25 protein-coding genes and 2 pseudogenes are annotated in these 24,636 nt (G+C 65.5%); 15 read left to right on the forward strand and 12 right to left on the reverse strand.

The window, feature by feature from the left end; translation table 11 throughout:
• Positions 1-31: 31 nt before the first annotated feature.
• The 3 genes from CAL12_RS16575 (at position 32) to CAL12_RS16585 (ending at position 2,204) form a co-directional block, all read left to right on the forward strand.
• Positions 32-1,255, forward strand: a complete 1,224-nt coding sequence (locus tag CAL12_RS16575) for an MFS transporter (protein ID WP_086065645.1) — start codon at positions 32-34, stop codon at positions 1,253-1,255.
• Between the two features lie 143 nt (positions 1,256-1,398).
• Complete coding sequence (locus CAL12_RS16580; RefSeq protein WP_086065646.1) at positions 1,399-1,632, forward strand: RNA-binding S4 domain-containing protein; 234 nt, start codon at positions 1,399-1,401, stop codon at positions 1,630-1,632.
• A complete protein-coding gene (locus CAL12_RS16585; protein WP_086065647.1) occupies positions 1,629-2,204 on the forward strand; it encodes a restriction endonuclease in 576 nt (191 codons plus the stop codon). The genes CAL12_RS16580 and CAL12_RS16585 overlap by 4 nt, the downstream gene beginning before the upstream one ends.
• A gap of 10 nt (positions 2,205-2,214) precedes the next feature.
• Here the strand turns inward: CAL12_RS16585 and CAL12_RS16590 are convergent, their stop codons facing one another.
• A complete protein-coding gene (locus tag CAL12_RS16590) occupies positions 2,215-2,895 on the reverse strand; it encodes a GntR family transcriptional regulator (protein ID WP_086065648.1) in 681 nt (226 codons plus the stop codon).
• Positions 2,896-3,162: 267 nt separating this feature from the next.
• On the opposite strand from CAL12_RS16590, the gene CAL12_RS16595 reads away from it, so the two are divergent.
• From CAL12_RS16595 to CAL12_RS16610, 4 genes are all read left to right on the forward strand, one after another.
• Positions 3,163-3,978, forward strand: a complete 816-nt coding sequence (locus CAL12_RS16595; protein ID WP_086065649.1) for an enoyl-CoA hydratase/isomerase family protein — start codon at positions 3,163-3,165, stop codon at positions 3,976-3,978.
• On the forward strand, positions 3,971-6,112 hold the full coding sequence (locus tag CAL12_RS16600; protein WP_086065650.1) for an acetate--CoA ligase family protein: 2,142 nt from the start codon (positions 3,971-3,973) through the stop codon (positions 6,110-6,112). Before CAL12_RS16595 ends, CAL12_RS16600 begins: the two co-directional genes overlap by 8 nt.
• 28 nt (positions 6,113-6,140) lie before the next feature.
• On the forward strand, positions 6,141-7,124 hold the full coding sequence (locus tag CAL12_RS16605; RefSeq protein ID WP_086065651.1) for a Bug family tripartite tricarboxylate transporter substrate binding protein: 984 nt from the start codon (positions 6,141-6,143) through the stop codon (positions 7,122-7,124).
• Positions 7,125-7,197: 73 nt separating this feature from the next.
• A complete protein-coding gene (locus CAL12_RS16610; RefSeq protein WP_157793016.1) occupies positions 7,198-7,578 on the forward strand; it encodes a thioesterase family protein in 381 nt (126 codons plus the stop codon).
• Positions 7,579-7,634: 56 nt separating this feature from the next.
• On the opposite strand, the pseudogene CAL12_RS16615 reads toward CAL12_RS16610, so the two are convergent.
• The 3 genes and pseudogenes from CAL12_RS16615 to CAL12_RS16625 all read right to left on the reverse strand — a co-directional run bounded on the left by CAL12_RS16615 (position 7,635) and on the right by CAL12_RS16625 (position 9,781).
• Positions 7,635-8,203, reverse strand: a pseudogene (locus tag CAL12_RS16615) (SDR family oxidoreductase).
• 42 nt (positions 8,204-8,245) lie between these two features.
• On the reverse strand, positions 8,246-8,920 hold the full coding sequence (locus CAL12_RS16620) for a peroxiredoxin-like family protein (RefSeq protein WP_086065653.1): 675 nt from the start codon (positions 8,918-8,920) through the stop codon (positions 8,246-8,248).
• A 90-nt stretch (positions 8,921-9,010) separates the two neighbouring features.
• Positions 9,011-9,781 (reverse strand): enoyl-CoA hydratase/isomerase family protein, encoded by a 771-nt coding sequence (locus tag CAL12_RS16625; protein WP_086065654.1) that lies wholly within the window; start codon positions 9,779-9,781, stop codon positions 9,011-9,013.
• Between the two features lie 139 nt (positions 9,782-9,920).
• Here CAL12_RS16625 and CAL12_RS16630 point away from each other — a divergent pair, with 139 nt between their 5' ends.
• Both CAL12_RS16630 and CAL12_RS16635 read left to right on the forward strand, forming a co-directional pair.
• On the forward strand, positions 9,921-10,838 hold the full coding sequence (locus CAL12_RS16630) for a LysR family transcriptional regulator (protein WP_086065655.1): 918 nt from the start codon (positions 9,921-9,923) through the stop codon (positions 10,836-10,838).
• A 296-nt stretch (positions 10,839-11,134) separates the two neighbouring features.
• Complete coding sequence (locus CAL12_RS16635; protein ID WP_086065656.1) at positions 11,135-11,890, forward strand: SDR family oxidoreductase; 756 nt, start codon at positions 11,135-11,137, stop codon at positions 11,888-11,890.
• Between the two features lie 95 nt (positions 11,891-11,985).
• Here CAL12_RS16635 and CAL12_RS16640 read toward each other — a convergent pair.
• Positions 11,986-12,771: pseudogene (locus CAL12_RS16640) on the reverse strand (arabinose transporter); the annotation flags it as partial.
• A 52-nt stretch (positions 12,772-12,823) separates the two neighbouring features.
• Positions 12,824-13,483, reverse strand: coding sequence for an O-methyltransferase (locus CAL12_RS16645; RefSeq protein ID WP_086065657.1), 660 nt, complete (start codon positions 13,481-13,483; stop codon positions 12,824-12,826).
• A gap of 244 nt (positions 13,484-13,727) precedes the next feature.
• On the opposite strand from CAL12_RS16645, the gene CAL12_RS16650 reads away from it, so the two are divergent.
• Positions 13,728-14,387, forward strand: a complete 660-nt coding sequence (locus CAL12_RS16650) for a TetR family transcriptional regulator (protein WP_086067940.1) — start codon at positions 13,728-13,730, stop codon at positions 14,385-14,387.
• A 23-nt stretch (positions 14,388-14,410) separates the two neighbouring features.
• Here CAL12_RS16650 and CAL12_RS16655 read toward each other — a convergent pair whose 3' ends face one another.
• Positions 14,411-14,818, reverse strand: a complete 408-nt coding sequence (locus tag CAL12_RS16655; protein WP_086065658.1) for a DUF2000 family protein — start codon at positions 14,816-14,818, stop codon at positions 14,411-14,413.
• A 53-nt stretch (positions 14,819-14,871) separates the two neighbouring features.
• Entirely contained in the window at positions 14,872-15,726 is an 855-nt protein-coding gene (locus CAL12_RS16660; RefSeq protein WP_086065659.1) for an AraC family transcriptional regulator, read from the reverse strand.
• A 76-nt stretch (positions 15,727-15,802) separates the two neighbouring features.
• Here CAL12_RS16660 and poxB point away from each other — a divergent pair, with 76 nt between their 5' ends.
• Complete coding sequence (gene poxB, locus CAL12_RS16665; RefSeq protein WP_086065660.1) at positions 15,803-17,524, forward strand: ubiquinone-dependent pyruvate dehydrogenase; 1,722 nt, start codon at positions 15,803-15,805, stop codon at positions 17,522-17,524.
• A 26-nt stretch (positions 17,525-17,550) separates the two neighbouring features.
• On the opposite strand, the gene CAL12_RS16670 is transcribed toward poxB, so the two are convergent.
• Entirely contained in the window at positions 17,551-18,576 is a 1,026-nt protein-coding gene (locus CAL12_RS16670) for a Bug family tripartite tricarboxylate transporter substrate binding protein (protein WP_232464546.1), read from the reverse strand.
• A gap of 169 nt (positions 18,577-18,745) precedes the next feature.
• On the opposite strand from CAL12_RS16670, the gene CAL12_RS16675 reads away from it, so the two are divergent.
• The 3 genes from CAL12_RS16675 (at position 18,746) to CAL12_RS16685 (ending at position 21,187) form a co-directional block, all read left to right on the forward strand.
• A complete protein-coding gene (locus CAL12_RS16675) occupies positions 18,746-19,342 on the forward strand; it encodes a TetR/AcrR family transcriptional regulator (RefSeq protein WP_232464547.1) in 597 nt (198 codons plus the stop codon).
• A gap of 98 nt (positions 19,343-19,440) precedes the next feature.
• Positions 19,441-20,880, forward strand: a complete 1,440-nt coding sequence (locus CAL12_RS16680) for an MFS transporter (RefSeq protein WP_086065661.1) — start codon at positions 19,441-19,443, stop codon at positions 20,878-20,880.
• The gene (locus CAL12_RS16685; protein ID WP_086065662.1) at positions 20,870-21,187 is read left to right on the forward strand and encodes an EthD family reductase; all 318 of its coding nucleotides are present in this window, start codon (positions 20,870-20,872) and stop codon (positions 21,185-21,187) included. The genes CAL12_RS16680 and CAL12_RS16685 overlap by 11 nt, the downstream gene beginning before the upstream one ends.
• Here CAL12_RS16685 and CAL12_RS16690 read toward each other — a convergent pair.
• Positions 21,184-22,125, reverse strand: coding sequence for a DMT family transporter (locus tag CAL12_RS16690; protein ID WP_086065663.1), 942 nt, complete (start codon positions 22,123-22,125; stop codon positions 21,184-21,186). The two genes, CAL12_RS16685 and CAL12_RS16690, sit on opposite strands and share 4 nt — an antisense overlap.
• Positions 22,126-22,207: 82 nt before the next feature.
• Between CAL12_RS16690 and CAL12_RS16695 the strand changes: the two genes are divergently transcribed.
• Complete coding sequence (locus CAL12_RS16695) at positions 22,208-23,077, forward strand: LysR family transcriptional regulator (protein ID WP_086065664.1); 870 nt, start codon at positions 22,208-22,210, stop codon at positions 23,075-23,077.
• 3 nt (positions 23,078-23,080) lie between these two features.
• On the opposite strand, the gene CAL12_RS16700 is transcribed toward CAL12_RS16695, so the two are convergent.
• Both CAL12_RS16700 and CAL12_RS16705 read right to left on the reverse strand, forming a co-directional pair.
• Entirely contained in the window at positions 23,081-24,046 is a 966-nt protein-coding gene (locus CAL12_RS16700) for an NAD-dependent epimerase/dehydratase family protein (protein ID WP_086065665.1), read from the reverse strand.
• Positions 24,047-24,048: 2 nt separating this feature from the next.
• Positions 24,049-24,597 carry a GNAT family N-acetyltransferase gene (locus tag CAL12_RS16705; RefSeq protein ID WP_086065666.1) on the reverse strand — a complete coding sequence of 183 codons (549 nt, stop codon included), beginning with the start codon at positions 24,595-24,597 and terminating at the stop codon, positions 24,049-24,051.
• Positions 24,598-24,636 lie beyond the last annotated feature (39 nt).

Genomic DNA, 24,636 nt, shown 5'->3' on the forward strand with positions numbered 1-24,636 from the left:
CGGCCAGCGCCGTGCAACACAGGAAGTTGCCATGTCCTCTCAATCCTGCACCGCGGATGTCGCTTGCAGCGCGGCGCGTCCGCAAGCCGCGCCGGATGCCACCCTGGTACCGGCGGCATTCCTCGCGCTGGGCACCTTCGCCATAGGCACCGAAGGCTTCATGATCGCGCCGCTGCTGTCGACGATGGCCGCCGACTTCCACATGACGGTGCCGCACGTCGCGCTGCTGGTGGTGGTATTCACGCTGACCATGGCCTTGAGCTCGCCGATATCCACGGTGCTGACGGGCCGGTTCAGGCGCCGTGGCACGCTGCTGCTCGCCATGTCGCTGTTTGCCGTGGGAAATCTGCTCGCGGCGTGGTCGTCCAGCTTCGGGATGCTGATGGCCGCGCGCGTCATGATGGCAGTGGCGTCCGGCCTGTACGTTCCCAATGCCAACGCACTCGCCGGCGTCATCGTGGCGCCAGCCAAACGCGGCAGCGCGCTCGCCATCGTGAGCGGCGGCATGACGTTGGCGATCGCGCTCGGACTGCCCTTGGGTGGCGTCGTGGGACATGTCTTCGGCTGGCGCGCCACCTTCCTCGCGGTCGGCGCCATGAGCCTGGCGGCCATCGTCGGGATCATGGCCGGCATCGCCAGGGATGCCGGCGCGGGCATCCCCGTCGCAACCCTGTCCCAGCGTGTCGCCGTCATCCGGCAACCCGCGATCCTGCGGCTGCTGTCGGTCAGCCTTTTCTGGTCCATCGGCGCCTATGCCGTCTACCCCTACATCGCGCCTTATCTGGCCAGCGTCCTGAATTATGGCGCGACGGGGATCAACGCCACGGTCTCGATGTGGGGGCTGGCCGCGGCACTGGGCGTGACGACAGGCGGAGCGTTGAACGACAGGCTCGGCTCCGATCGCGTGGTGCGGCTGTCCCTGATCGTGTTGGGCCTTTCGTTCTGGGCGTTGGCATTGGCCACAGGATTGCCTCCCAGCGTCGCCGCGATTCCGGTCCTGCTCGGCGTCGCGTCATGGGGATTCAGCGTCTGGGCTTTCTTTCCGGCCCAGATGGCGCGCCTCATTGCCGCCGGCGGCCCTGCCCAGGCATCGCTTGCCCTCGCCTTGAACACGTCGACCATGTACCTGGGATTTTCCATCGGCAGCGCCATGGGGGCCGGCATACTGGGCGCCGGCGCCATCTGGGGCATAGGCCTGCTGGCCGGCGCCGCGGAAGGCATCGCGCTGCTGCTCGATCGCCGCGTCCGCTCCTGATGCGGCGGCTCGCGCCCGGCGGTGCCCTGCGCCGCCCGTGTTTGCATTACAGTGAGGCCTGACCACGCGCCGACGCCGCCGCGCTCGAGTACCCCGTACTCGGCGGAAGGCTGGGTCGGTCGCCACTCTTACCCCTGCCTCAAATGCCCACGATAGATTTCGAACTCGCGCCCGGCCTCCCCTTTATCGAAGTGAACCACCTGCTCAAGGTAACAGGGGTCTGCGATAGCGGCGGCGCGGGCAAGCAACTGGTCGCGGACGGCAGGGTCAGCGTGGACGGTGTGCTGGAAACGCGCAAAACCGCCAAGATCCGCGCCGGGCAAACCGTCACTTGCGGCGACGTCCGCATCGTCGTCGGCCAGGCCCCCGAAGCATGAGGTTCAAACCCTCCAGGAATTCGATTTTCGGCGTGCTGCTGCGCTCTCCGTGGTGGATGAGCGCGGGGATCGCCGCCGCATTGCTCGTCGGCGCCGTCGCGGCCCTGCCGCGCGAGTACTGGGCGATCGGCGTATTCGCCTCCATTCCCTTCGTGGTGATTGCTTTCCTTGCCGGCTGGCGGCAGTTGCGCACGCCGTCCGATAGCCGCGTGGAAGCCATCGCGGCGGCGGCCGCGGCCATGTCCTGGCCCGCCTTCGCCGCCGCCATACGTTCCGGCCTGGAACGTGACGGCTGCCAGGTGGAAACCTATCCTGGCGCCGGCGCCGACTTCGTCCTGAGCAAAGGCGACCACATCGCCGTGCTCAGCGCGCAGCGCTGGAAAGCCGCCCGTACGGGTGTCGAACCTGTCCGGGCCCTGCAAGCGGCCCGCGAACGCCGGCAAGCGCGCGAAGCCATCTACGTCGCGCTAGGGGAAGTTTCACCGTCGGCCCGGGAATATGCCGCGACGCATGGCGTCTCCTTCATGACCGCGCCCGAGCTCGCCAAACTGCTGCGGCACGCGGCGATCTGAAGCCGGACCATCATTCTCCGCGTTCGAGCAGATTGCGCAGCTTCCGTCCGCTGTTGTAGCAATGCGCGCTGGCAAGCGCGCCCGCCTCGGTCGCCATGCCCTGCAGGATGGACTCCACGATGTTCCAGTGTGCCTCGCACACGGAATCGAAAGCCATGTGATGCATCCCCGTCGTGGCGGCGATGTACAGACGGATCTGGTGCGTCACGGGTGCGTAGTGCTGCGCCAGCCGGCTATGCCCGGCCAGATCGACGACAAGCTTGTGCAACGCCAGGTCCGCGTCGATCAATGCGGCGTGATCGGCCTGACTGGCGGCGGCGACCAAGCGATCGTACGCGCCTTGCAGCCGCTCGCGCCCGTGGTCGTCGATGCGCTCGGCGGCCAGTCGCGCCGCCAGCCCCTCGAAGTTGGCGCGCAAGGTGGAAATCTCCCAGGCATCCTGGACGCTCAGGCTGATGACGCGCCATCCCACATAGGGCTGCTGGATCACCAGGCCCTCGGTGACGAGCTTGTGCAGTGCCGCGCGTATCGGGCCGCGTGACAGCGTCATCTGCTCCGCCAACCGGGTTTCCGTCAATCGGCTGCCGGGCGCGATCGCGCCAGTCAGGATGGCTTGCCGCAGGGTGTCGGCAGCGGCCTGGTCGAGGCTGCGTTTGCCCGTTGCGGCGAGTGTGGTTTCTGCTTCCTGCACAGCGATTCATCTCCAGACGCCCGGCCCGGTCCCGGGCCGGCCGACGCCATTATTGCTTGACAAGCCCGGTAGCGGCGCCTACAGTCGCCGCAGACCCAGATTGTTAACAATATACCGCAGTTGCCGCACCGCGTCCTTCAAATGCACCACGATAGCGCGCTGAAAAAGCGCCATTTCTGTGCAGTGGGCAGGTAAGCTATCCCCAGAGCCGTGGCATTGTTAACAATCAGAGTAATTCTTGAGCATAACGACCCACAGGAGAAGCCGATGTCCAACGACCCGGTCGTGCTGTATGAAGTCGAGCAAGGTGTCTGCACCGTCACCCTCAATCGCCCGCGGGTACTGAACGCCATCAACCGCGAGATGAAATCGGAATTCGTCGCCGCGCTGGCGAAGGCGGAGGCCGATGCCGACACGGTGGTGGTCGTGGTCAGGGGCGCCGGCCGCGCATTCTGCGCCGGCGTGGACCTCAAGGACGCCGCGGTGAATCCATGGGACCACACGGTCGCGGGTTGGCGCTGGCACCTGACAGGCTGCCTGGAAATGTGCACGCAGATGTGGAACCTGAAAAAGCCCGTGATCGCGGCGGTGAATGGACACGCGCTGGGATCCGGCTGCGACCTCGCGCTGGCCGCCGACCTGACGATCGCGGCCGATACGGCGACCTTCGGCGAACCGGAAATACGCGGCATATCCGGTCCGCCCGGGCTCTTCATGCCCTGGGTAGCGGGAATGAAGCGCGCGAAGGAACTGCTCTTCTTCGGCGACACCATCGACGCCAACCATGCTGAACGGATCGGCATCGTCACCCGGGTCTGGCCCGCCCAGGATTTCGATGAAGGCGTCCGGCAATATGCGCGGCGCCTGGCGAAAGTGCCCGCCGTCGCGCTGGCGCTGAACAAGCGCACGATCAACAAGACATTCGAAATCATGGGGCTGCGCAACGCTCTCGATTTCAACACCGAGGTCATGATCTCGACCAATATGTCCAAGCCGGCGGGCGACCGCGAGGCTCGCCAGCGACAGATCGCCGAAGGTGGCCTGAAGGCGATGCTGCAGAAGCGGGACGCCGGCCATGAATGACAGGGCGACCGCCCCCCCGATCGTCGACCTGTCTCCGCTGCTTACGCCAGCGTCCATCGCCATCATCGGAGCATCCACCGACCCGAACAAGATCGGCGCCAAGCCGCTCAAGTTCCTCAGGAAATATGGTTATCGCGGCGCGATCCATCCGGTCAATCCCAGAGGCGGCGTCGTCGATGGCCTGACCTGCCACACATCGGTCGCCGAGATCGACGGCCCCGTCGATTGCGCCATCGTCGTGACGACGGCCGCGCACGTTCTTCCGGCGCTGCGCGACTGCGCATCGAAAGGCGTCCGCGCCGCCGTGGTGATCAGCGCCGGCTTCGCCGAAACAGGCGCGCAAGGCATGGCCGCCCAGGCCGAGATGCGTGAAATCGCCGCCGCCGGCCTCAGGATCCTGGGTCCGAACAACCAGGGCACGGTCAACCTCGGTACGGCCACCGTGGTCGGCTTCAACCCCCTGCTGGAGGCCCTCGATGGCTTCCGCAGCGGAACCATCGGCCTGGTCAGCCAGAGCTCGGGGGTCGGTTTCGGCCTGATGGGCCTGGGCCTGGAGCGCGGCATGGGTTTCGCTCATCTGCTGACCACCGGTAATGAGGCCGACCTGACCTTCGCCGACTGCGGGCTCGCCCTGCTCGAACGCGAGGAAGTGCGGGTCATTGCCGGCGCGATCGAAGGCATACGGGATCCGGCGACGCTGCGGCGCCTGGCGCGTCGATCCCATGAGTTGCGCAAGCCGGTCGTGATCCTGAAGGGTGCGACCAGCAAGGCGGGCATGCGGGCGGCGGCATCGCATACGGGCGCCCTGGCCGGGCATGGCGCGGTGTTTTCCGCGTTCTGCCGCCAGGAAGGCCTGATCGAAGCGGACAGCGTCGACGCGCTGCTGGACTACGCGCAGGCTTTCGCATCGCCACGCAGCCGGAAGATCGGTACGCGGACGGTGGCGATCACCGGCACCGGCGGGACCGCCGTGCTGATGGCCGACGCGTTGGAACGCGAGCAGTTCGACCTGCCCTCCCCAGGCGCCGCGGCGCTCGAGAAGCTGCGCGCCACCCTACCCGACATCGCCAGCCTTGCCAACCCGATCGACATGACGACGGCGAACCTGGGCAACCGCGCCCTGTTCACCGATACCGCGCATATCGTCGGCGCCGAGGGCAGCTACGACACCCTGATCGCCGTGGTCGGACCCGCCGTGGCCCAGAGCGGAGTGGACTACGCGCGCCAGATCGTGGCCTCGGCAAACTACCTGCCATCCACCGTCGTGACATGGACGGCGCCCGACGGACCGGGCCAGGACCTGCTACGCGAGAGCGGCATACTGGTGATTCCCTCCCCCCAGCGCCTGGCCGCGGCCATGAGCGCGCTGCGCCGCTTCAATGAATACGGCGCGCACCGTTCGGCGGCGGCAGCGGCACTGCCTGACGCCAGCACCGAGCGACGGCGCAAGGCACGCGATTTCCTGTCGCAGGTCGCCACCAGGCAGTTGGCGGAACATCAGGCCCGGACGCTATGCGCCATCTGGGACCTGCCATTTCCACGGCAGACGCTGGCGCACGACATCGATACGGCTGAAGCCGCCGCCCGCGAGATCGGTTTTCCGGTCGCACTGAAACTGCAATCGGCACAGATCGGCCACAAGACCGAGATCGGCGGCGTCGTGTTGAACCTGAAGGATGCGGACAGCGTCAGGGCGGCGGCCGAACGGCTGCTGAATACGGCGGGCCTTGCCGACGACGTGAAGGTCGACGGCGTGCTGGTCCAGGAATTGGTAAGCGGCGCGGGCGAAGTCATCGTCGGCGGAGTCAAGGATCCCGAACTCGGCATGGCCATCATGGCCGGGCCGGGAGGAACGCTGGCCGAGGTCATGCAGGACGTCTCGTTCCGCCTGGCGCCTTTCGACGCGCGGGAAGCCGAATGTCTCTGCAATGAAACGCGCCTGGCCGCGCTCGTGCATGGCGTACGCGGCCGGCCGGCGTGGGACTCGCCGGCGCTTTATCGAACCATCGAACGTATCGCCCTCATGGCATCGGAACTGGAGGATCTGGTGGATGAAATCGACTTCAACCCCTTGATCGTCCGTCGCGACGGCGAAGGCGTGGTGATCGTCGATGCACTCGTTGTGAAGATCTGATCATTGCTGGACCTACCTTTCGGGACTCATGATGACTATCAACCGACGCACCTTCGTAATGGGCATCCCCGCCCTCGCCATGGCCGGGCCGGCGCTATCGCTGGCCCAGGGCTCGTTTCCGGACCGGCCGATCCGGCTCATCGTTCCCTTCGTCGCCGGCGGAGGCGCGTCGGTCATCGCGCGGCTGATCTCCACGGTCGTCGCCCAGGACATGAATGCAAACATCATCGTCGAGAATCGGCCCGGCGCGGGCGGCAACGTCGCCACGGAATACGTGGCGCGCTCCGCGCCCGACGGATACACGATCCTCAACGGCACGCTGGGCACCCAGGCGATCAATCCCAATCTCTACAAGAACGTCAACTTCGACCCGATCAAGGATTTCAGCCCGATCTCCCGCGTCACCACCACGCCCAACGTCCTGGTCGTCAATCCCAACGTCCCGGCTCACACCCTGCAGGAACTGCTGGCCCTGGCGAAGCAGATGCCCGGCAAACTCAACTACGGATCGGGCGGCAGCGGCACGACGACCCACCTGTCCGGCGAGATGCTGCGCACGATGACCGGCATCAATATCGTGCACGTGCCGTATCGCGGCGACGGACCGGCCATCGTCGACCTGCTGGCCAACCGCGTGCAGATGATGTTCGGGAACCTGAACGGCATGACGCCCCTGATCCAGACCCAGCAGGTGCGGCCGCTGGCGATCACCAGCCTGCAACGATGGCCCACGCAGCCCGACATTCCGACCTTCGACGAACAGGGCGTCAAGGGTTACGAAATCAGCGGCTGGACGGGATGGCTGGCGCCGGCCGGCACGCCCCAGCCCGTCATCGACAAATTGAACAAGGCTTTGCGGCAGGCATTGGACAACCCTTCGCTGCAAGCGCAATTGAAGCAATTGGGCCTGCTCACCATCGGGGATACGCCCGAACAATTCAAGCAGGTCGAGATCGCCGATCTGGCCAAGTGGAAGAAGGTGGTCGCCGACTCCGGCGCGTCCGTCGACTGAAAAGCAGGCTCAACACCGACAACGAGCGTCCATGACGCAACGACAAGGGAAAGAAATGGCATTGGAAACCGGCATGACCCACACCCTCACCGTCAAGGTCGACACCGCCCTGAGCGCCGAGGAATACGGCAACGAAGGCTTCGCGGTCCTGGCGACGCCCGCGCTGGTGGGATTGATGGAAAGATGCGCGATCGAGTCCCTGGCGCCGTCGCTGCAGCCGGGCCAGGGATCCGTGGGTATCCACATCGGCATCGACCACCTGGCGGCCACGCCGCTGGGCTTCACCGCCACGGTCACCTGCACGCTGACCGCGATCGAAGACCGCATTCTGCACTTCGCGATCGAAGCCTCCGACGGCATGGACCTGATCGCTCGCGCGACCCACCGGCGGGCGATCGTCGACATGGCCAAGTTCCAGGCCCGCCTGGGCGCCAAGGCGGCGAAGGCATCCTGACGCCGCGCGGCACTCCGGCGACGATCGACGATCATCGCGGGTGCCGGCCATCGCGCCTAGAAGTGCACCCGCCCCAGTGATGCGCCGCCATCCACGTGCAGGGTCTGCCCCGTCATGAAACCCGCATCGTCCGACAGCAGGAACGCGATGGTGCCGGCGATTTCGTCCGGATTGCCGAACCGGCCCATGGGCACGCCCGCCAGATAGCGGCGTAGGCCGTGCGCTGGGGCATGCCCAGGATGGTCAGGCTCGAGATATTGACGATACGGCCCCAGCGTCGCTCCCGCATGCCGGGCAATGCGGCCTGCGCCGTCAATACCGCGGGATGCAGATTCACGCGGAAGACATCGGCCATTGCGCCCAGATCGACATCGGCCAACAAGGCTGGACGGACCAGGCCGACGTTGTTCACCACGCCATCCAGCACGTAGCGTTGCGAGAGGTCGGACAGGACATTCCGGGTCGCATCGTCGTCGCTGAGATCCACGGCGACGAATGTGCCCGGGAAATCCGGCGGCGCGCTGCGGGCCAGCCCGATCACGTGATGTCCGCCTGCGACAAGGCGACGCGTAAGCGCCAGGCCGATGCCCCTGGTGGCGCCGGTGATAAGGAAAGTACGGGACATGCGTGCTCCTTTGCCGCCCCATGGCGGCGATGCGCGTGCGGATCAGACCGTGTGGCCGGCGGCCTTGCGTATGGCCGGCAGCATTTCCGACGGGTCGGGCCGGCGGGTGTAGTCCGGATTCACCTCGGCATAAACGATCGTGCCGTCCGGAGCGATCACGTACCGCGCCGGCATGGGGAGCGTCCAGCTCGGATCGCCATTGAACGCGGGAAGATCGTTCTTCAGGGACTTGTAGAGCTCCACCAGGTAATCCTGCAATTCGAAGCGCAGGCCGAAGGACGCCGCGACGTCGTTATGCGCATCCGACAGAATCGGAAAGGACAGCGCGTTCTGGCGCACCGACTTGCGGCTGTTCGCCGCCACCTGCGGCGAGATCGCAACCAGGCTGGCGCCGGCCGCTTCGATCTCGGGCAGGGTGGCTTGCAGGGCCTGGAGCTCCATATTGCAGTAGGGGCACCACACCCCGCGGTAAAAGGTCACGACCAAGGGAGCTTTTGCCAGCAGCTCGGCCGAAGACACGGGATGGCCATTCGGATCGATCAGCGTGAAGCCAGGCGCGCGGTCGCCGGCCTTGAGCGCCCGCCGGGCAGCGCCGGAGGCGATAAGTTCGGCCGTGGCGCGATGCATGGTCTCGATGACGGCGGGCGGTACGTTGTAAGGCGGCTTGCCAGCCTGGAAGTCCGCCTTGAAGGCGTCGAGCTTGTCCTGGAGCGACATGGAAAAATCCTTTGCAGAAAAAGTGGGAGAAAAGTCCGGGATCGGCGTTTGGCGTTCGGCGCTGCCGGCGACTCCGGCAGCGCGGCCACGTCAGGCGGACGGATTGAAGGAGCGCGCGACTTCCGCGGCGCTGATGCCTTCAAGGGCCAGTCCGTAGCCGGCGCCTTCGTCGACGATCCGGCGCAACTTCTGGGTCAGCGCGATACGGGTGTAGCGGCTGGTCAGTGGCGGCAGCTTCGCCAATTCCGCCGCGATCTCACGCGCACGCGCCAGCAGGCGGTCGGCCGGAACGACTTCGTTCACCGCGCCCCACTCCTGGGCGGTACGGGCGTCCAGGCGCTGGCGCGTCAGGATGAAGTAGCGGCCGCGCACGCTGCCGATCACTTCGGGCCATAGCAGGTTCACGCCGTCGCCGGGCACGATGCCGAAGTCGAAATGCGGCTTGTCCTGGAACACGGTCTCGGGCGTGGCGAGGACGATATCGGCGAGCAAGGCATATTCCGAATGCAGCAGCACCGGACCGTTCAACGCGGCGATCACGGGCACCTCGATGTCGAGGATATTCATCAGGACCTTCTTGCCCTCGCGGTAGATCTTGTCGTAGCCGCGCGGCGTAAAGAAATCGAACCCTTCCGGGCTGATCTCGTCCATGAAGGCGTCGCCGGTGCCGGTCAGGATCACCACGCGGTTCTCCGGATCGCTGCCGACGTCATGGAACAGGTCGACGAACTGTTCATGCGTGTGGCCGTTGAAGACGAGTTTGCCGCCGTTGGTATGGAGGGCTATCTCCAGCACGCCTTCCGGCGAGCGCGCCAGGCGGGCATTGGGGTAGGCATCGCGGTAACGGTCGAAGCGGGACATGGTTGTTTCCTTTCCGAGAGGGTGGTCTGGCCTGGCGCGCCTCCTCGGCACGTCGATGGCATGGCAAGATTCTGGCTATCCTTTACTTGGAATGGCAGATATCATTCGTCGATATCATTTATTCCGGGTGGGAATAACCATGGATCGTCTTACCGCGATGACCCACTTCGTCCGCGTCATGGAAACGGGCTCGTTCTCCGGCGCCGCACGCGTCCTGGACATCGGGCAGCCCGCGGTGTCCAAGACGGTCGCGCAACTGGAGCAGCGGCTGGGGGTCAAGCTGCTGCTGCGCTCCACCCACGGGCTGACGCCCACCGAAGCCGGGCTGCGGTTCTACGAGCGCGCGCGGCTGGCCCTGCAAGAGGCGGATGAAGCCGAACTTGCCGCGCGGGGTGCCGGCGCCGGCCTGTCCGGCCGTCTGCGCATCTCGGCCGCGCCAACATTCGCGCGGCTCCACGTGCTGCCCCACCTGCCCCGCTTCCTCGACGCGCACCCCGGACTCGATATCGACGTGGTGCTGGACGATCGGACCATCGACCTCATCGCCGAAGGCATCGATGTCTCGCTGCGCATGGGCGTGCTGGCCGATTCCGCCATCGTGGCGCGCAAGCTCGCATCATCGCGTCGCTCGGTGCTGGCGACCGCGGAATATCTGTCCCGCGCGGGCACGCCCCGTGTGCCCGCCGATCTGGCAGATCACCAGACCCTCGTGTTCAGCCAACTGAGCAATGTCTGGAATTTCAGCCGCGATGGCGCCGAAGTCTCCGTGCTGGTGCAAGGCCGGGCGCGCTTCAATGCCGCTGAAGGCATACGCACGGCCGTACTCGCGCACATGGGTCTCACCATCGTGTCGGACTGGATGTTCGCGCCCGAGCTTGCCGACGGGAGCGTCCTGCGGCTGCTGCAAGAATGGTCCCTGCCCGACATCGACCTTTGGGCCGTATTTCCCACCGGCCGCCTGGCCACGGCCAAGGCCCGTGCGTTTTCCGACTTCGTGGCATCGGTGATGCAGACACCGGCGCCCGCTACGGCTGCCCGCGAATCGCAAGCGGGTTGACGGCGTGCCCGCGCGCCGTTAACGTTCGATCCGCAGCCATCTCCATGGCATTGCCGCAGGCGTTATCGTCATCCAACGCGCCCGATACCGAGTGGGCCTCAGCAGAGGGATCTCGGAAGCACAGGCGCACGGCAATGCCCTCTATCCTCCATCCGTTCGATCGCTCTCGCCTATCCTGCCGCCCCGCGGTGGAGCGGCGCCACGCCCCGCTTGGATGCGGTTCGGCGTCGTTCGGGTGCGGCGTCATGACGGTCGCCGTCGCCTTTTCGCCCACACCCTGATGGAAAGGCAACACCATGAAGATGACCGGCAACACCATCCTGATAACCGGCGGCACCAGCGGTATCGGCCGCGCACTGGCCGAGGCGTTTCATGACCGCGGTAACCGCGTAATCGTCACCGGGCGTCGACGCGCCTTGCTCGACGAGATCGCCGCCAGCCGTCCCGGTATCGTCGGCCTGCCGCTGGATCTGTCCGACCCAACCGCCCTGCCCGGCCTTGCCGAACATGTCCGCGCGCGCTATCCGGACTTGAACGTGCTGATCGCCAATGCGGGCATATCGCGGCCCGAGGACATCGCCTCGGATGCCTGGAATGCCACCGACGCCGAAGCGATCGTCGACACCAACATCCTGGGCGTGCTGCGCGTCACCGCGGCCTTCCTGCCCCTGCTAAGGCGGCAGCCGCACGCGGCCATCATGGCGACCAGTTCGGCGCTGGCCTTCGTGCCACTGGCCAGCTTCCCGACGTATTGCGCCAGCAAGGCCTTCCTGCACTCGTGGTTGACCTCGCTGCGCCACCAGCTGCGCAACACGCCGGTGGAAGTACTGGAGCTTTCGCCGCCCTACGTGCAAACGGAGCTGACTGGCGCGGGCCAGGCCAGCGATCCGCGCGCCATGCCGATAGGCGACTACATTGCGCAGGTGATGCGCATGCTCGAGCGCGCGGATCATCCTCGCGGCGAGCTCCTGCTCGAACGCGATCTCGCCAGGCGCTGGGCCGAACGGGATGCCACGTACGATGCGATCTACGGCGCAATGAACCCGGACTGACGGCGTCCCGCCGGCGGCGTGCCGGCACGGCCTGGAAGCAAAGCGTCCAGGCCGCCTTCGCCACAAGTCTTACGGCGTTGCCCGACGCGTGAAGGCCAGCTTCCAGGCGACGACCAGGGCGGACGCGGCGGCGCCCTGCGCACGGCTTCCACCCCGAAGCCGGGAAACGCAAGCGAATAGCCCAAACCCGTCAGCGCCGTTCCAAGATAGGCGGTCGACGCCGTATCGGCGGCCCAGATCAGCAGCTGGCCGAGCGCTTCTATGGCAACGCTTGCCAATGCCACCCTGGCGCCTCCGAGCTTGTCGGGCAAATGGCCGAAGAAAACGCGTGCAAGAATGAAGGCCAGGCCGAAAGCCGTGAATGCCAGCGACGCATTCCCCCAGTCCCTGGCGACGAACAGCAAGGCGATGAAGGCCGTGATCAGGCCGAAGCCCACGCTGGCCAGGGCCAATCCCATGCCGGGCCAGAACACGGCGCCCAGCACCTTGTAGAACGGCGTACGTCGGGTGGCCGACGGCGCCACGGCGCGAACCCGCGCCACGGCGGCCAGCGCCAGCAGCGGAATCACGATGACCGCGACAGCCACGCCTATGAATCCCCATTGCTCGTTCACGGCGACGCCTAGCGGTGCGCCCAAGGCATAGGCGCCATAAATCGCGATGCCTATCCAGACGATGACCTTGCCCGCGTTGCCGGGACCGACCAGCCCCAGCGCCCAGCCCAATGAACCGGTGGCGATCAGGCTCTCGCCCAGGGCCAGCAGGACGCGGCCGCAGGCAACGACCCACACCGATGCGATGGGCTCCGCGACAAAGGCCAGCGAAGCCACATAAACCAGGCCCGATGCCGCGGAAAACAGGCAGCCCGCGACAACGGCGCGGTACCGCCTGCGCCGTGCCTGGCGATAAGAGAGCGCTCCTGGTTCATGCGATTCAGTCCAGGCGCATGGACAATTCCACATCCTCGCCGAAAGGCAGGGACAGGTACCCGCTCCCCGGGGCGCGCACGCGCGCCAGGTAATCGGGGCTGTAGTCCGCGTTATCGGCCACGATAAGCGCGCCCGGTCGCAGCCTTGCCTCGACCAGATCGAGGATGTCGCCATAAAGCGACTTGGCTCCGTCCAGCAGCAGCAGGTCGATGCTGTCGGGCAGATCCGTGGCCAAGGTCTTCAGGGCGTCGCCTTCACGGATTTCCACCAGGTCCGCCAGGCCCGCCTCCACCAGATGCTGCCTTGCGCGAATCACCTTGGACGGTTCGAACTCGCTGCTTATCACGCGGCCACCGCCGTTATCGCGCACGGCCGCAGCCAGGTGGATGGTCGAAATGCCGAACGACGTGCCGAATTCGATGACGCTGCGCGCACGGGCGCTGCGCGCCAGCATGTAGAGCAGCCTGCCGGTCTCGCGCGACACGGGCAGCCAGAAATCCTTCAGCTGTCCATAGAAGGCCAGATATTCCGTCTTGCTGCGCATCATGCGGCCGAGTTCTTCGCGGGAAATCCCGTCCAAGGCAGGGCTGGCCGCTTCGTCGGCCTGCTTGAAAAGGCGGTCCAGCAGCGCCGCCAGGGGGCTATCGGTCAATGTTGACGTCATGACAGTTTCCAATGGTGTTTACGGGTTCAGTACGCCGCTGTATCGCGGCGGGGAGGTAAACGCGACGGCTTCGTCGCATTCATCGAAAGCATACGATCAAATAGTCGCATTCACCATTCGCATTGGAGTTCGCATTTTTCCGGCACTGCCGTGCCCTCGACAGGGCCCACGCAAAAATTGACGCCCTGGATAAAGATGCGAATAATTGATCGCATACATACCGGACCTTCATTCTCACGCCACCATGACCAGCCGCCGTCCGCAGATCGCTTCCCGCAAGCAGCCCCAGCAAGCCCGTTCGACCGAATTGGTCGCGGCGATCCTTCAAGCCGCGACCCAGGTGCTGGCAAAGGAAGGCGCTGCCCGCTTCACGACCGCCCGCGTGGCTGAGAAAGCCGGCGTCAGCGTGGGCTCCCTATATCAATACTTCCCCAACAAGGCGGCGATCCTTTTTCGCCTGCAGGTCGACGAATGGCAGCAGACCACGCAGTTGCTGTGCGGCATCCTGGAGGATGCCGGAAAATCGCCCCTCGAACGGCTACGTGTACTGGTCCACGCCTTCATCCGTTCGGAATGTGAGGAAGCGGACATGCGGGTTGCCCTCAATGACGCCGCCCCGCTCTATCGCGACGCGCCCGAGGCAAGGGCCGCCAAGGCGGCGGGAGAAAAAACCTTCCAGGCTTTCATGCGCGAGGCGCTGCCCAGGGCAACAAGAAAAACACGCACCTTGGCCGGCGACCTGATCACCACGACGCTCACTACCGTGGGGAAAGAGTTCTCGGAGACGCCGCGCACCCCGGCGGAGATCAAGACCTATGCCGACGCAATGGCCGACATGATGTGTGCCTACCTGAACGACCTCGAACAAAAGGCTGCCGTCGACCGCGACCGAAAGAAACAGTAGACGGGTCGCGGGCGCGGCCGGTCTCAGCGATGCAGGGCCAATCCCTTCGTGGCCTTATCCACGGCCTTCCTGGGTCCTCGTATCGCCAGGCCCACCAGGTCCGGATTGGCCGGATCCTCGGCAAGGAACGCCTGGCGATTGGCCTCGTCGTGCCCCGTTGCGAACATCGCGAACACATAGGGCAGCATCGTCACCTGCCGCTCCAATCCCACACGGTGCGCCGCTCGCAGGCCCGCGAGATCCGCCTCGAAAACCAGCATGGGCTGGCCCAGCATGTTTCCGTAGCGATAGCCGTTCGCATCGATATAGGCTTCGCCCATGGCATCCGGCGCCGCCGACGCGATGCCGGTGGCCAGAAACGCCACCACGTTCAGTCTTTGCCATATCGCCAGGTCATTGCGGACAATGAGGGCTACCTTGGTATCGAACACTCGGGACTCCAATCATGCGGGACCAGACAGGCATGATCGGCGGCGGCAGACACTCAGTCTAGAACGTTTGTGCACTGTCGCTGGTATGCCGCGGGCGTCAGCCGATAGGCGCGGCGGAACCAGCGGCCCAGATGGCTTTGATCGGCAAAACCGACATCCATGGCCACCTGCGCCGGCGCCAGGCCTAGCGCGAGCAAGGCCCGTGCTCTGCGCAACCTGAGCCGCACCAGGTAGGCGTGGGGCGACAAGCCGAAGGCCAGCCTGAACTGGCGAGTCAAACGAAATCGGTCCGTCCCGGCGTGGGCGGCCAGTTCGTCCAGACCGATATCCCGCCCCATCTGGTCGTGGAGGTAATCCCTGGCGCGGTCCATTCCGGCCGTCGAGCCGCCCCGCGCCGGCGTCGTCCGCGTGGACCACTGCCCGCACAGGAGACTCATCATGCGGTCCAGGCCCTGGTCGCGCGCCAGCCGCCCTTCTCCGTGATGCACGGCGACAAAGGCCTGCTGTATCGCGGCGCTCAACGCCGTGTCATCCGCCAGCGTGCTGCGAAAAGCAGGTTGGATCGCGGAAAGCTTCAGCCCGGCCAGCCCTTGCATCGAATCGGCCAGCCAAGGCAGCGGCAAGTACAACATGGCGTAGGTAAAACCGCTGTCCTCCGGTGCATGGCCGTCGTGCACGGCGCCGGGTTCGATCAGGATGGCGCGGCCAGGCGTGCTTGTATGGGTCCGTCGATGGCACCGAAAGCGCTGGACGCCCTGCTGGGTGACGCCCACCAACACCTCGTCGTGATCGTGCGGGTCGTAGGCATGGCCGCGGAAATGCGCGTGCACGCTTTCGATGCCGGTTTCCGGATCGCGGCGTATCCTCAACCAATCGCCGACGGCCGCGTTCTGACGCTTTGTATCCATATCGCTCACATGCCTCGCCGCCAGCACACAATACGCTACTATTTTTGCTCTACCGCACCGATCCGGAGAACCACCGATGGCCAAGCAGACGATAGCGGATTATCTGGCGAAAACCCTGGCCGCCGCGGGCGTGCAGCGAATCTGGGGCGTCACCGGCGACAGCTTGAACGGGTTGGCCTACAGCCTGGACCAGTTGGGGTCGATCAAATGGATGCATACCCGGCACGAAGAAGCCGCCGCCTTCGCCGCGGGCGCCGACGCGGCATCCACGGGGCAGCTCGCCGTCTGCGCCGGCAGCTGCGGCCCCGGCAACCTGCATCTGATCAACGGCCTGTATGACTGCCATCGCAACCGCCAGCCCGTATTGGCCATCGCGGCTCATATTCCCTCCACGGAAATCGGCCTGGGCTATTTCCAGGAAACGCACCCGCAGGCCCTGTTCGCCGAATGCAGCCATTATGTCGAGCTGGTCACCAACGCCTCGCAGTTCCCGCGCGTGCTGGAACGGGCGATGCGCACCGCCTTGCAGGAGCGCGGGGTCGCCGTCATCGTCCTTCCAGGCGACGTCGCACTGAGCGAAGGCCCGGATGTCGCGCCAGCCTGGACGCCGGTGGCGCCTCCGGCCATCACCCCGCCGGATACCGAAATCGACAAACTCGCGCGCCTGCTCGATGACGCCGACGCCGTGACGATCATGTGCGGCAGCGGCGTGGCCGGCTCGCACGATGAAGTCGTCGCGCTCGCCGACACCCTGGGCGCACCCATCGTCCATGCGCTGCGCGGCAAGCCCTACATCGAGTACGACAATCCCTACGATGTCGGGATGACCGGGCTGATCGGCTTCAGCTCCGGCTATCACGCCATGATGTCCTGCGACACCCTGCTGCTGCTGGGCTGCGACTTCCCCTACCGGCCGTTCTACCCGCCCGATGCGAAGATCATCCAGGTCGACAACCGGGGGGCGCAACTGGGGCGCCGGACCCCGTTGACCCTGGGCCTGGTCGGCACCGTCAAGGAGACCGTCGCCGCCTTGTTGCCGCGCGTGCAGCGCAAGACGCAGCGACGCTTCCTGGACAACGCCCTGAAGCACTACGCGGACGCCCGCAAGGACCTGGACAGCCTGGCGACGCCCTCCGCGCCGGGCCGCCCCATCCACCCTCAGTACCTGACCCGCCTGGTCGACCAGGTCGCCGCGCCGGACGCGATCTTCACCGTGGACGTGGGCACGCCCACGCTATGGGCCGCGCGTTACCTGACGATGAACGGCCAACGCCAGTTGCACGGCTCGTTCAACCATGGCTCGATGGCCAACGCCATGCCGCAGGCCTTGGGCGCGCAGGCCGCGCATCCGGCCCGCCAGGTCGTATCCCTGTCGGGCGACGGCGGCCTGTCCATGCTGCTGGGCGACCTGTTGACGGCCGTGCAGCATGAACTACCGATCAAGGTAGTGGTCTACAACAACAGCCTGCTGGGCTTCGTTTCGATGGAGCTGAAGGCCGCGGGGTATCTGGACACCAACGTCGATCTGTCCAAGACGGACTTTTCGCAGATCGCCAAGGGCGCCGGCATATGGTCCGTACGCGTCGAGGAGTCCGACGAACTGGAAGGCGCGCTGCGAGCAGCGTTCGCCCACCCCGGTCCGGCGGTGGTCGATGTAGTGACAGCCAAGCACGAACTGGCCATTCCGCCGTCCATCAACTACGCGCAGATGAAGGGCTTCAGCCTGTACATGCTGCGCGCGGTGTTCAGCGGGCGCGGCGACGAATTGGTGGAACTGGCCCGCACCAACCTGCGCTGACGGGCTGCCCGCTCATTCCAGCTTGATCATGCCGGCTTGATATTGCGGTCGCGGATGACACGACCCCACATCGCCGACTCGCGGGCGATTTCCTCGGCGAGCTCCTGCCGGCTACCCGGCGCCGGTGGCAAGCCATGCTTGTCCAGCGCGGCCACCACGTCGGGGGACTTCAGCACCTTGACCAGTGCGGCGTTCCAGGCGTCGAGCACCGCGACGGGTACCTTGGAAGAGGCCACGAAGGCGTACCAATTCGTCGCGTTATACCCAGGGTAGGTCTCGGCGATGGTCGGCAGGTCGGGCAGGGCCGCCATGCGCTTCAGGCCGGTGGTCGCCAGCGGCACCAGCTTGCCGGCATCGATGCCGGGCTGGGCCGTCGCCAAGGTGGAAAAATACGCCGCCACACGGCCGCCCATCAGGTCCTGAAAGGCCGGCGCGCCGCCCTTGTAGGGGATATGCACGATATCCACCTTCGCCATATCGATCAGCAGCTCACCCGCCATATGCGAGGCCGACCCGTGGCCGGTGGAAGCAAAATCGATCTTGCCCGGGTTGGCCTTGGCATAGGCCATGAACTCGGCGAACGTCTTGATGGGCAGGCTGCTGTTGACGACCAGCACATTGGGAAAGTTCACGCCCATGGTGATGGGCGCCAGGTCCTTCACCGGGTCGTACTGCAGGGGCATAAAGTGCGGCGCGATCGCCAGGGGGCCGACCGAGCCGAACAGAATGCTGCTGCCATCGGTAGGACTTTGATGGGCGGCATACTGGTGGGCGATGTTGCCACCCGCGCCGGGCTTGTTCTCCACGACCACGGGTATCCCCAGGTCGTCGGTAAGCTTCCTGGCTATGATGCGCGCCGCGGCGTCCGATGCGCCCCCGGCGGCGAAGCCGACGACGATGGTGGCGGTCTTGAACGGCGGGAACGCTGGCGTCCGGTTTTGGTTTGGCGACGGGTTCGGGCTTTGGGCCACGGCTTGCGCCCGAGCCAGGACAGGGGTCATGGCGAGTGCGACCATCCCCAGGCCAGAAGTAAGGAACTGGCGTTTTTTCATTTTTTATCTCCTCCGCGAGAGCCGCAAGTAAACCACATCCGTGATCTCGTCCCGCCTCCGCTGGAACGGTGAATGGCGCCGCCCGGACGCACGACTTGCCCCGAGTGAGATTCGGCGCTAATATGGGAACCATTCAGTTCCAAATAGCGACATGATCGGTCGAACAACCATGGCACCACAGACTTCCCCCGGACGCCCCCGCGAATTCGAGCTCGACGCGGCCGCGCGCGACGCGATGCATGTGTTCTGGAACCACGGCTATGAAGCCGCCTCCCTGCCCGACCTGATCGAGGGCACCGGGCTGTCGCGAGGCAGCATCTACAAGGCCTTTGGCGACAAGAAAGGCCTGCTGCTGGCCGCCCTCGATGTGTATATGGCCGACGGCCTCAAGCAAACCGCCGATCTCCTGTCCCAGCCCGGCTCGGTCAAGGAAGCCATACGTGCATCGCTGCGACGCTATGTACACCTGTCCTGCGACGCGGCCGGGCGTCGCGGCTGCTTGGTCGTGGCCATGGCCGTCGAACAGGCCGCGCATGACGCCGATATCGCCGAACGCACGGGTCGCATGTTCCGCCGGATCCAGCAGCTCTATGCCGGCGCCATCGTTCGCGGCCAGGCGAACGGCGAAATCCGCGAAGGCGACGAGCAGGCCATGGCGCGTTTCCTGGTTTGCCAGATACAAGGAATGCGCGTGCTCGGAAAGACCGGCGCGTCGGAAAGCGAGATGACCGAAATCATCGAAAACGCGATGCTCGTCCTCAACTGACCTCAATTTTTTTTACCCATTTTGGAACCAAACAGTTCCTAAAAAAGGCGCTTATGTCACCACAACACCTACCCCCCAACCATGATCGCCGCTGGGCAATGTTCGCGGTCCTGCTGGTCGGTTCCTTCCTGCCGCCGCTGGACTTCTTCATCGTCAATGTCGCCCTTCCCTCGATACAGGCGGACCTCGGAACGTCATCGTCCGCCGAGCAGTTGGTGATTTCTTCCTACGCCGCGCTTTATGCCGTCACGCTGATCACCGGCGGACGCCTGGGCGATCTGTACGGCCGCGGCCGCATGTTCTTCCTGGGATTGACCGGCTTCGCGGCTGCGTCGGTGCTGTGCGGCTTCGCCTGGTCTCCCTGGTCGCTGGTCGCCGGACGGGCCTTGCAGGGCGTGACCGCGGCAATCATGGCGCCGCAGGCGCTTGCCTCGGTCCAGGCGATCTTTCCCGAACGGGAAAAACCGCTCGCGCTCAGCCTCTACGGTGCCGTCTTCGGCCTGGCGTCCGTCATCGGACAGGCGCTGGGCGGCATACTGATTTCACTGAACCTGTTCGGCCTGGGATGGCGTGCGATCTTCCTGGTGAATCTGCCGGTGGCGGTGCTGGTCATCCTGTTCGGCATCCGGGTCTTGAAGGAAACACGTGCGCCCCACGCCAGCAAGCTCGACCCCGTGGGCATTCTGCTGTCCATGGCCACGCTGGGCGCGCTGATCGTACCGCTGGTGGAAGGCCGAGAGGCAGGCTGGCCTTTGTGGTCCTGGGTGTCGCTGGTCGCCGCGCCCATGCTGGCATGGCTGTTCTGGCGTTATGAGGCCCGGCTTGCTCGTCAAGGCGGCTCTCCCCTGCTGGACCCCACGGCGCTGCGGGCGCCGGGCCTGGGCCGGGCCCTGGTGATCGCCTTGCTCTTCTACTCGATCGCCGCCTTCTTCCTGCTGTTATCGGTGTACCTGCAGAATGCGCTGCATGTGGACGCGCTGGACGCGGGGCTGGTGTTCCTGCCGTTCGGCGCGGGGTTCCTGCTCGGTCCGCTGGCCACGCCGTCCTTCAGGCGCGTTCTGGGCGACTGGGTCAACCCCATCGGATTGGGGCTGGAGGCCGCCGGCTTCGTCGCGCTCGCCGTGTTGGTCGTCGGCACACCCACCGGGATGGCGCCCGCCTCCGTACTGCTGGGCGCCATTCTCTTCGCCATCGGCTTCGGACAAGGGCTCGGCATGCCGACGCTCATGCGCCTGGTGACGAGCCGGGTGGCCCCGGCTTACTCCGGCATGATCGCCGGCATCGCGAGCTCGACCCTGCAGGTCAGCACGGCGCTCAGCGTGGCCGTGATCGGCGGGGTCTTCTACACCGTCCTGGGTTCGCGGCACGATCCCGCGAGCATTACTCATGCCTTCCTGATCGCGATTCTTTGCATCGCGGTCTGCCTGGGCGCGGGCTCGATATTGGGCACCACATTCGCTCGGCGCAGCGGCGCGACGGCAGATGCGCCGAGCCGGGCAGGCCGCGCCATTTCGGGAGCCTACACCAATGAACGCTGAAAACACCCCCGTCGTCGTCTATGTCTATTATCGGGGTACGCCGCAAACCCGCTTCGACCGCCATTACTACATCCAGCATCACCTGCCCCTGGTCATGAAGTCATGGCAGCGGCACGGATTGATCAGTGCAAGCGCCTTCTATCCCGCCGTGGCGCACAGCGGCACCCTGGCCATCTGCGAATGCGTCTTCGAAAACGAAGCGGCCATGGAGGCCTCCTTCAATTCGCCGGAATCACCCGAAGTGATGGCGGACGTCCAGCGTTATACCGACGCGACACCGCTGCGCGTGCGCGCGGTGGCGCTCTAGGCTCGGCCGCCGGGTTCGGGAATATGCGCCGGCGCGCGCTCCGCGAACCAGATCGCGACCGCGATTGCCGCGACGCCCGTCAGCTGCATCCCGCTAAGGCGTTGGCCCAGCAAGATCCAGTCGATCACGATCGCGACCGCGGGATACACGAACTGGAACAAGGCGATGCGGTCCGTCTTCAGACGCGCCATGCCGCTATACATGAGCGTATACGCCAGCCCGGTGTGGATGATTCCCAGCCCGGCGAGCCATGCCCACGGCTCGCCCCACTCCGGCCAGCCATGCTGGGCCGGCCAGACCCATAGCGTGACGGCGCCGATGGCGCACTGCCACCACGCCAGGACGCCCGCCGGCAGACCGATCAACCGGCGCGCGATGATGGTCACGCATGCCATGCAGAACCCGGCCACCAGGCACAAGGCCACGGCGACCCAATACGCCTGATCATCGATGCCGGCCGTCGGATGCTCGGCGATACCCGCCGCCAGCACCAGGCCGATCATCGCCGCGCCAGCCGCGGCCATGCGGCGCTTGCCTGGCGATTCCTTCAGGCATAAAGCGCCCAATAGCAGCGCCCATATCGGATGCATATTGCATAGCACGATCGCCACGCCTGCCGACAGCTGGTCGATGGCGGTGAAGAACAGGCTCCAGCTGAAGACCATCAAGGAGGCGGCGGCAAGTATCCAAGCGACGGTCATGCGGGTCGGCAGCAGATGGCGGGCGCGCCCGCGCATCACCATCCACGCAGTCATTCCGGCCAGTCCAAACGCGCAGCGGAACCACGTTTCCGTCAGGGGATCGGCCCGGGCCTCGTTTACGAAGACGCCGATCGTCCCGAGCAGCGCATTCCCGAGTACGAAGAGTTGCGCACCCGACCAGGTTCGGGGCGCCGCAAGGCCCGCGCTGGTCTCCACTATCCGCTGGTTCGTGTTCATGCCCGGTAGTTTCCATGTGCCTGGAACCTATGGAAAGCGCATAATTCGCAGTTCAACCATTCGAAATTCGAAAGTATCGAACATGGATCAGCGCAATCTGCAGACGGACTGGCTGCGATGCTTCGTGGCCGTGGTCGACGCCGGATCGTTGTCGAGCGCGGCGACCGAAGTCCACCGGTCGCAGTCGGCTGTAAGCATGCAACTGAAAAAGCTGGAAAGCGCCCTGGGGCTGCGGCTCATCGATCGTGGCTCCCGCAAGCTGGAGCTCACGCCGGACGGCCAGACGCTGCTCAGCTATGCTCGCCGCATACTGGACCTGCACGCGGAAGCGCATATCGCCCTGCAAGGAGAGCAGCTCACCGGCCAGGTCAGGCTCGGCGTACCCGACGACTATGCCGAAAGATACCTGACACCGGTGCTGCGGCGATACGCGCCGCAACACAGCGGCGTGGAAATCGAGCTGGTCTGCGAGCAATCGACCTCCCTGATTCCGCGCATCGCAGGCGGCGAGCTGGATATCGCCTTGGTGTCGCGCGATCACGGACGACGGGGGACACTGCTATTCCACGAACCCATGGTCTGGGTGGGCGCTCCCCAATTCGAGTTGTGGCGCCGCGACCCCATGCCGATCGCCGTCTACGAAAGCGCAAGTCTCGCGCGGCGCAGCGCGATCCAGTCGCTCGCGCAGCAGGGACGGCGGTACAAAGTCGTCTACAACAGTTCCAGCCTTGCAGGGCAGATTGCCGCGGTCGAAAGCGGACTCGCCGTGGCGGCGCTGACTCAATGCAGCGCCCCCAAGCATCTGCGCATCCTGGGGCGCGACGAAAACCTGGGCCCGCTCGAACCGATGGAAGTGGCGGTCTACAGGAGCCGCGAATCGCGCGCTTCAAAGGCCGTCGACAGCTTGCAGGCGCTGCTGGTCAGGACATTGCGGCAGTCCGCGCCGGCCTGAGCCTCACCGTAGACACCCCTGCCCTTGGAGCGTCGCTTCGATCGCTTCGTCGAGCGGCGTGCGCGGTTCACGACCGAGCATAGCCACGAGCCGGGCATTATCCATACGCAGTGGCGTGCGCCACAGATAACGCAGCTCCTTCACTTCGCGGAATGTTTCGTTGAACGGCGCCCCCAGCGTAAACAGCCACCAGGGAAGGCTGGCAACACTCGGCTCCCGGCCTGTGCGCTTCGCCACCACCCGCTTGATGGCAGCGGCGAACTGCGTGCCGTCCTCGTCCCAGTGCCCGCCCATATGAAAGCGTGCGAAGGCATCGAGCGCATCGCGCCGCTCCAACAGTTCGACCATGGCGCGCGCCACATCGGGCAGATACGACCACTGATGCCCGACGCCCGGCGTGCCAGGGTTGGTAATCTTCTTCACGGGCCGGCCCGGCTTGACCAAGGCTTGTGAAAACCAGTTGCTGCCCGACCTTGGCCCGAAGAAATCTCCCGCACGCACAATCAAGCCGCGCGCACCCGACTGGGTCGCACGTTGGATGCGCGCCTCCATCTCGACGCGTATCGCGCCTTTTCGTGTCGCCGGATGCTGCGGCGAGTGCTCATTCAACAATGGAAATGCATCGGGCCCGAAGTTGTACACGGTACCCGGCAAGGCGATGGTCGCCCGCTCGGCCTGCGCCGCCGCGATGGTGTTGTCCATCATGGGCAGCACGAGTTCGGCCCAACGCCTGTACCCCGGTGGATTCACCGCGTGCACGATCACCGACACGCCCTCGGCGGCACGCATAACGTCATCGCGCTTCATCGCATCGCCGGCGATCCACTCGATACCTCGCTCCGCGTCGCCCCTGGACTGGTTGCGACGCAAGCCGCGTACGTCCCACCCCACATCCCGCAATTGCCGTGCGACCTCGCCGCCGATGCCGCCCGTCGCGCCCAAGACCAGAACACGCTTGCCATCGGTCATGGCTAGGCCCGTCCCTGCGTGGCTTGCGTCGATCGCAGCATCTTGCGCAGGGTGACCAGCGTCAGGTCGTCCCGCAACGGCACGCCGACGCTGGGGTCGTCGTACGGGAAAGCCTCGATTTCGCCGGTTCGTTCATAACCTCGCCGCTCGTACCAGGCGATCAGGCTATCCCGAACGTTGATGACCGATATCTTCACGCAAACCGCGCCCTGCGCGCCAACAAAGGATTCGGCGGCGGCCATGAGCGACTTGCCTATGCCAGCGGCCTGGCAGGCCGGGCTGACCGCCAACATCGACAGATACCACTCGTCCTTATCCATTGGGCGGACCGCGACACACCCTTGAATCCGATGCGAGTCCGGGTCTCTGGCGATCAGGATGGTCGTCTGCCCTTCCTGGATCATCCTGGCGAGCGCGGCCTGGTCGACGCGCCGTCCCTGTATCAGTCCCGCCTCGGTCGTCCAACCGCCGGACGAAACGCCGCGATATGCCTGATTGACAAGGTCGGCTAGGCCGTCGGCATCGTCCAGGGTAGAAATCGTCAGTCGCATGCAACTCCTCGTCGGCTTGCCGTTCTTCGAACGATTATG

The sequence above is a fragment of the Bordetella genomosp. 8 genome (genome assembly GCF_002119685.1).
Taxonomy (GTDB): domain Bacteria; phylum Pseudomonadota; class Gammaproteobacteria; order Burkholderiales; family Burkholderiaceae_B; genus Bordetella_C.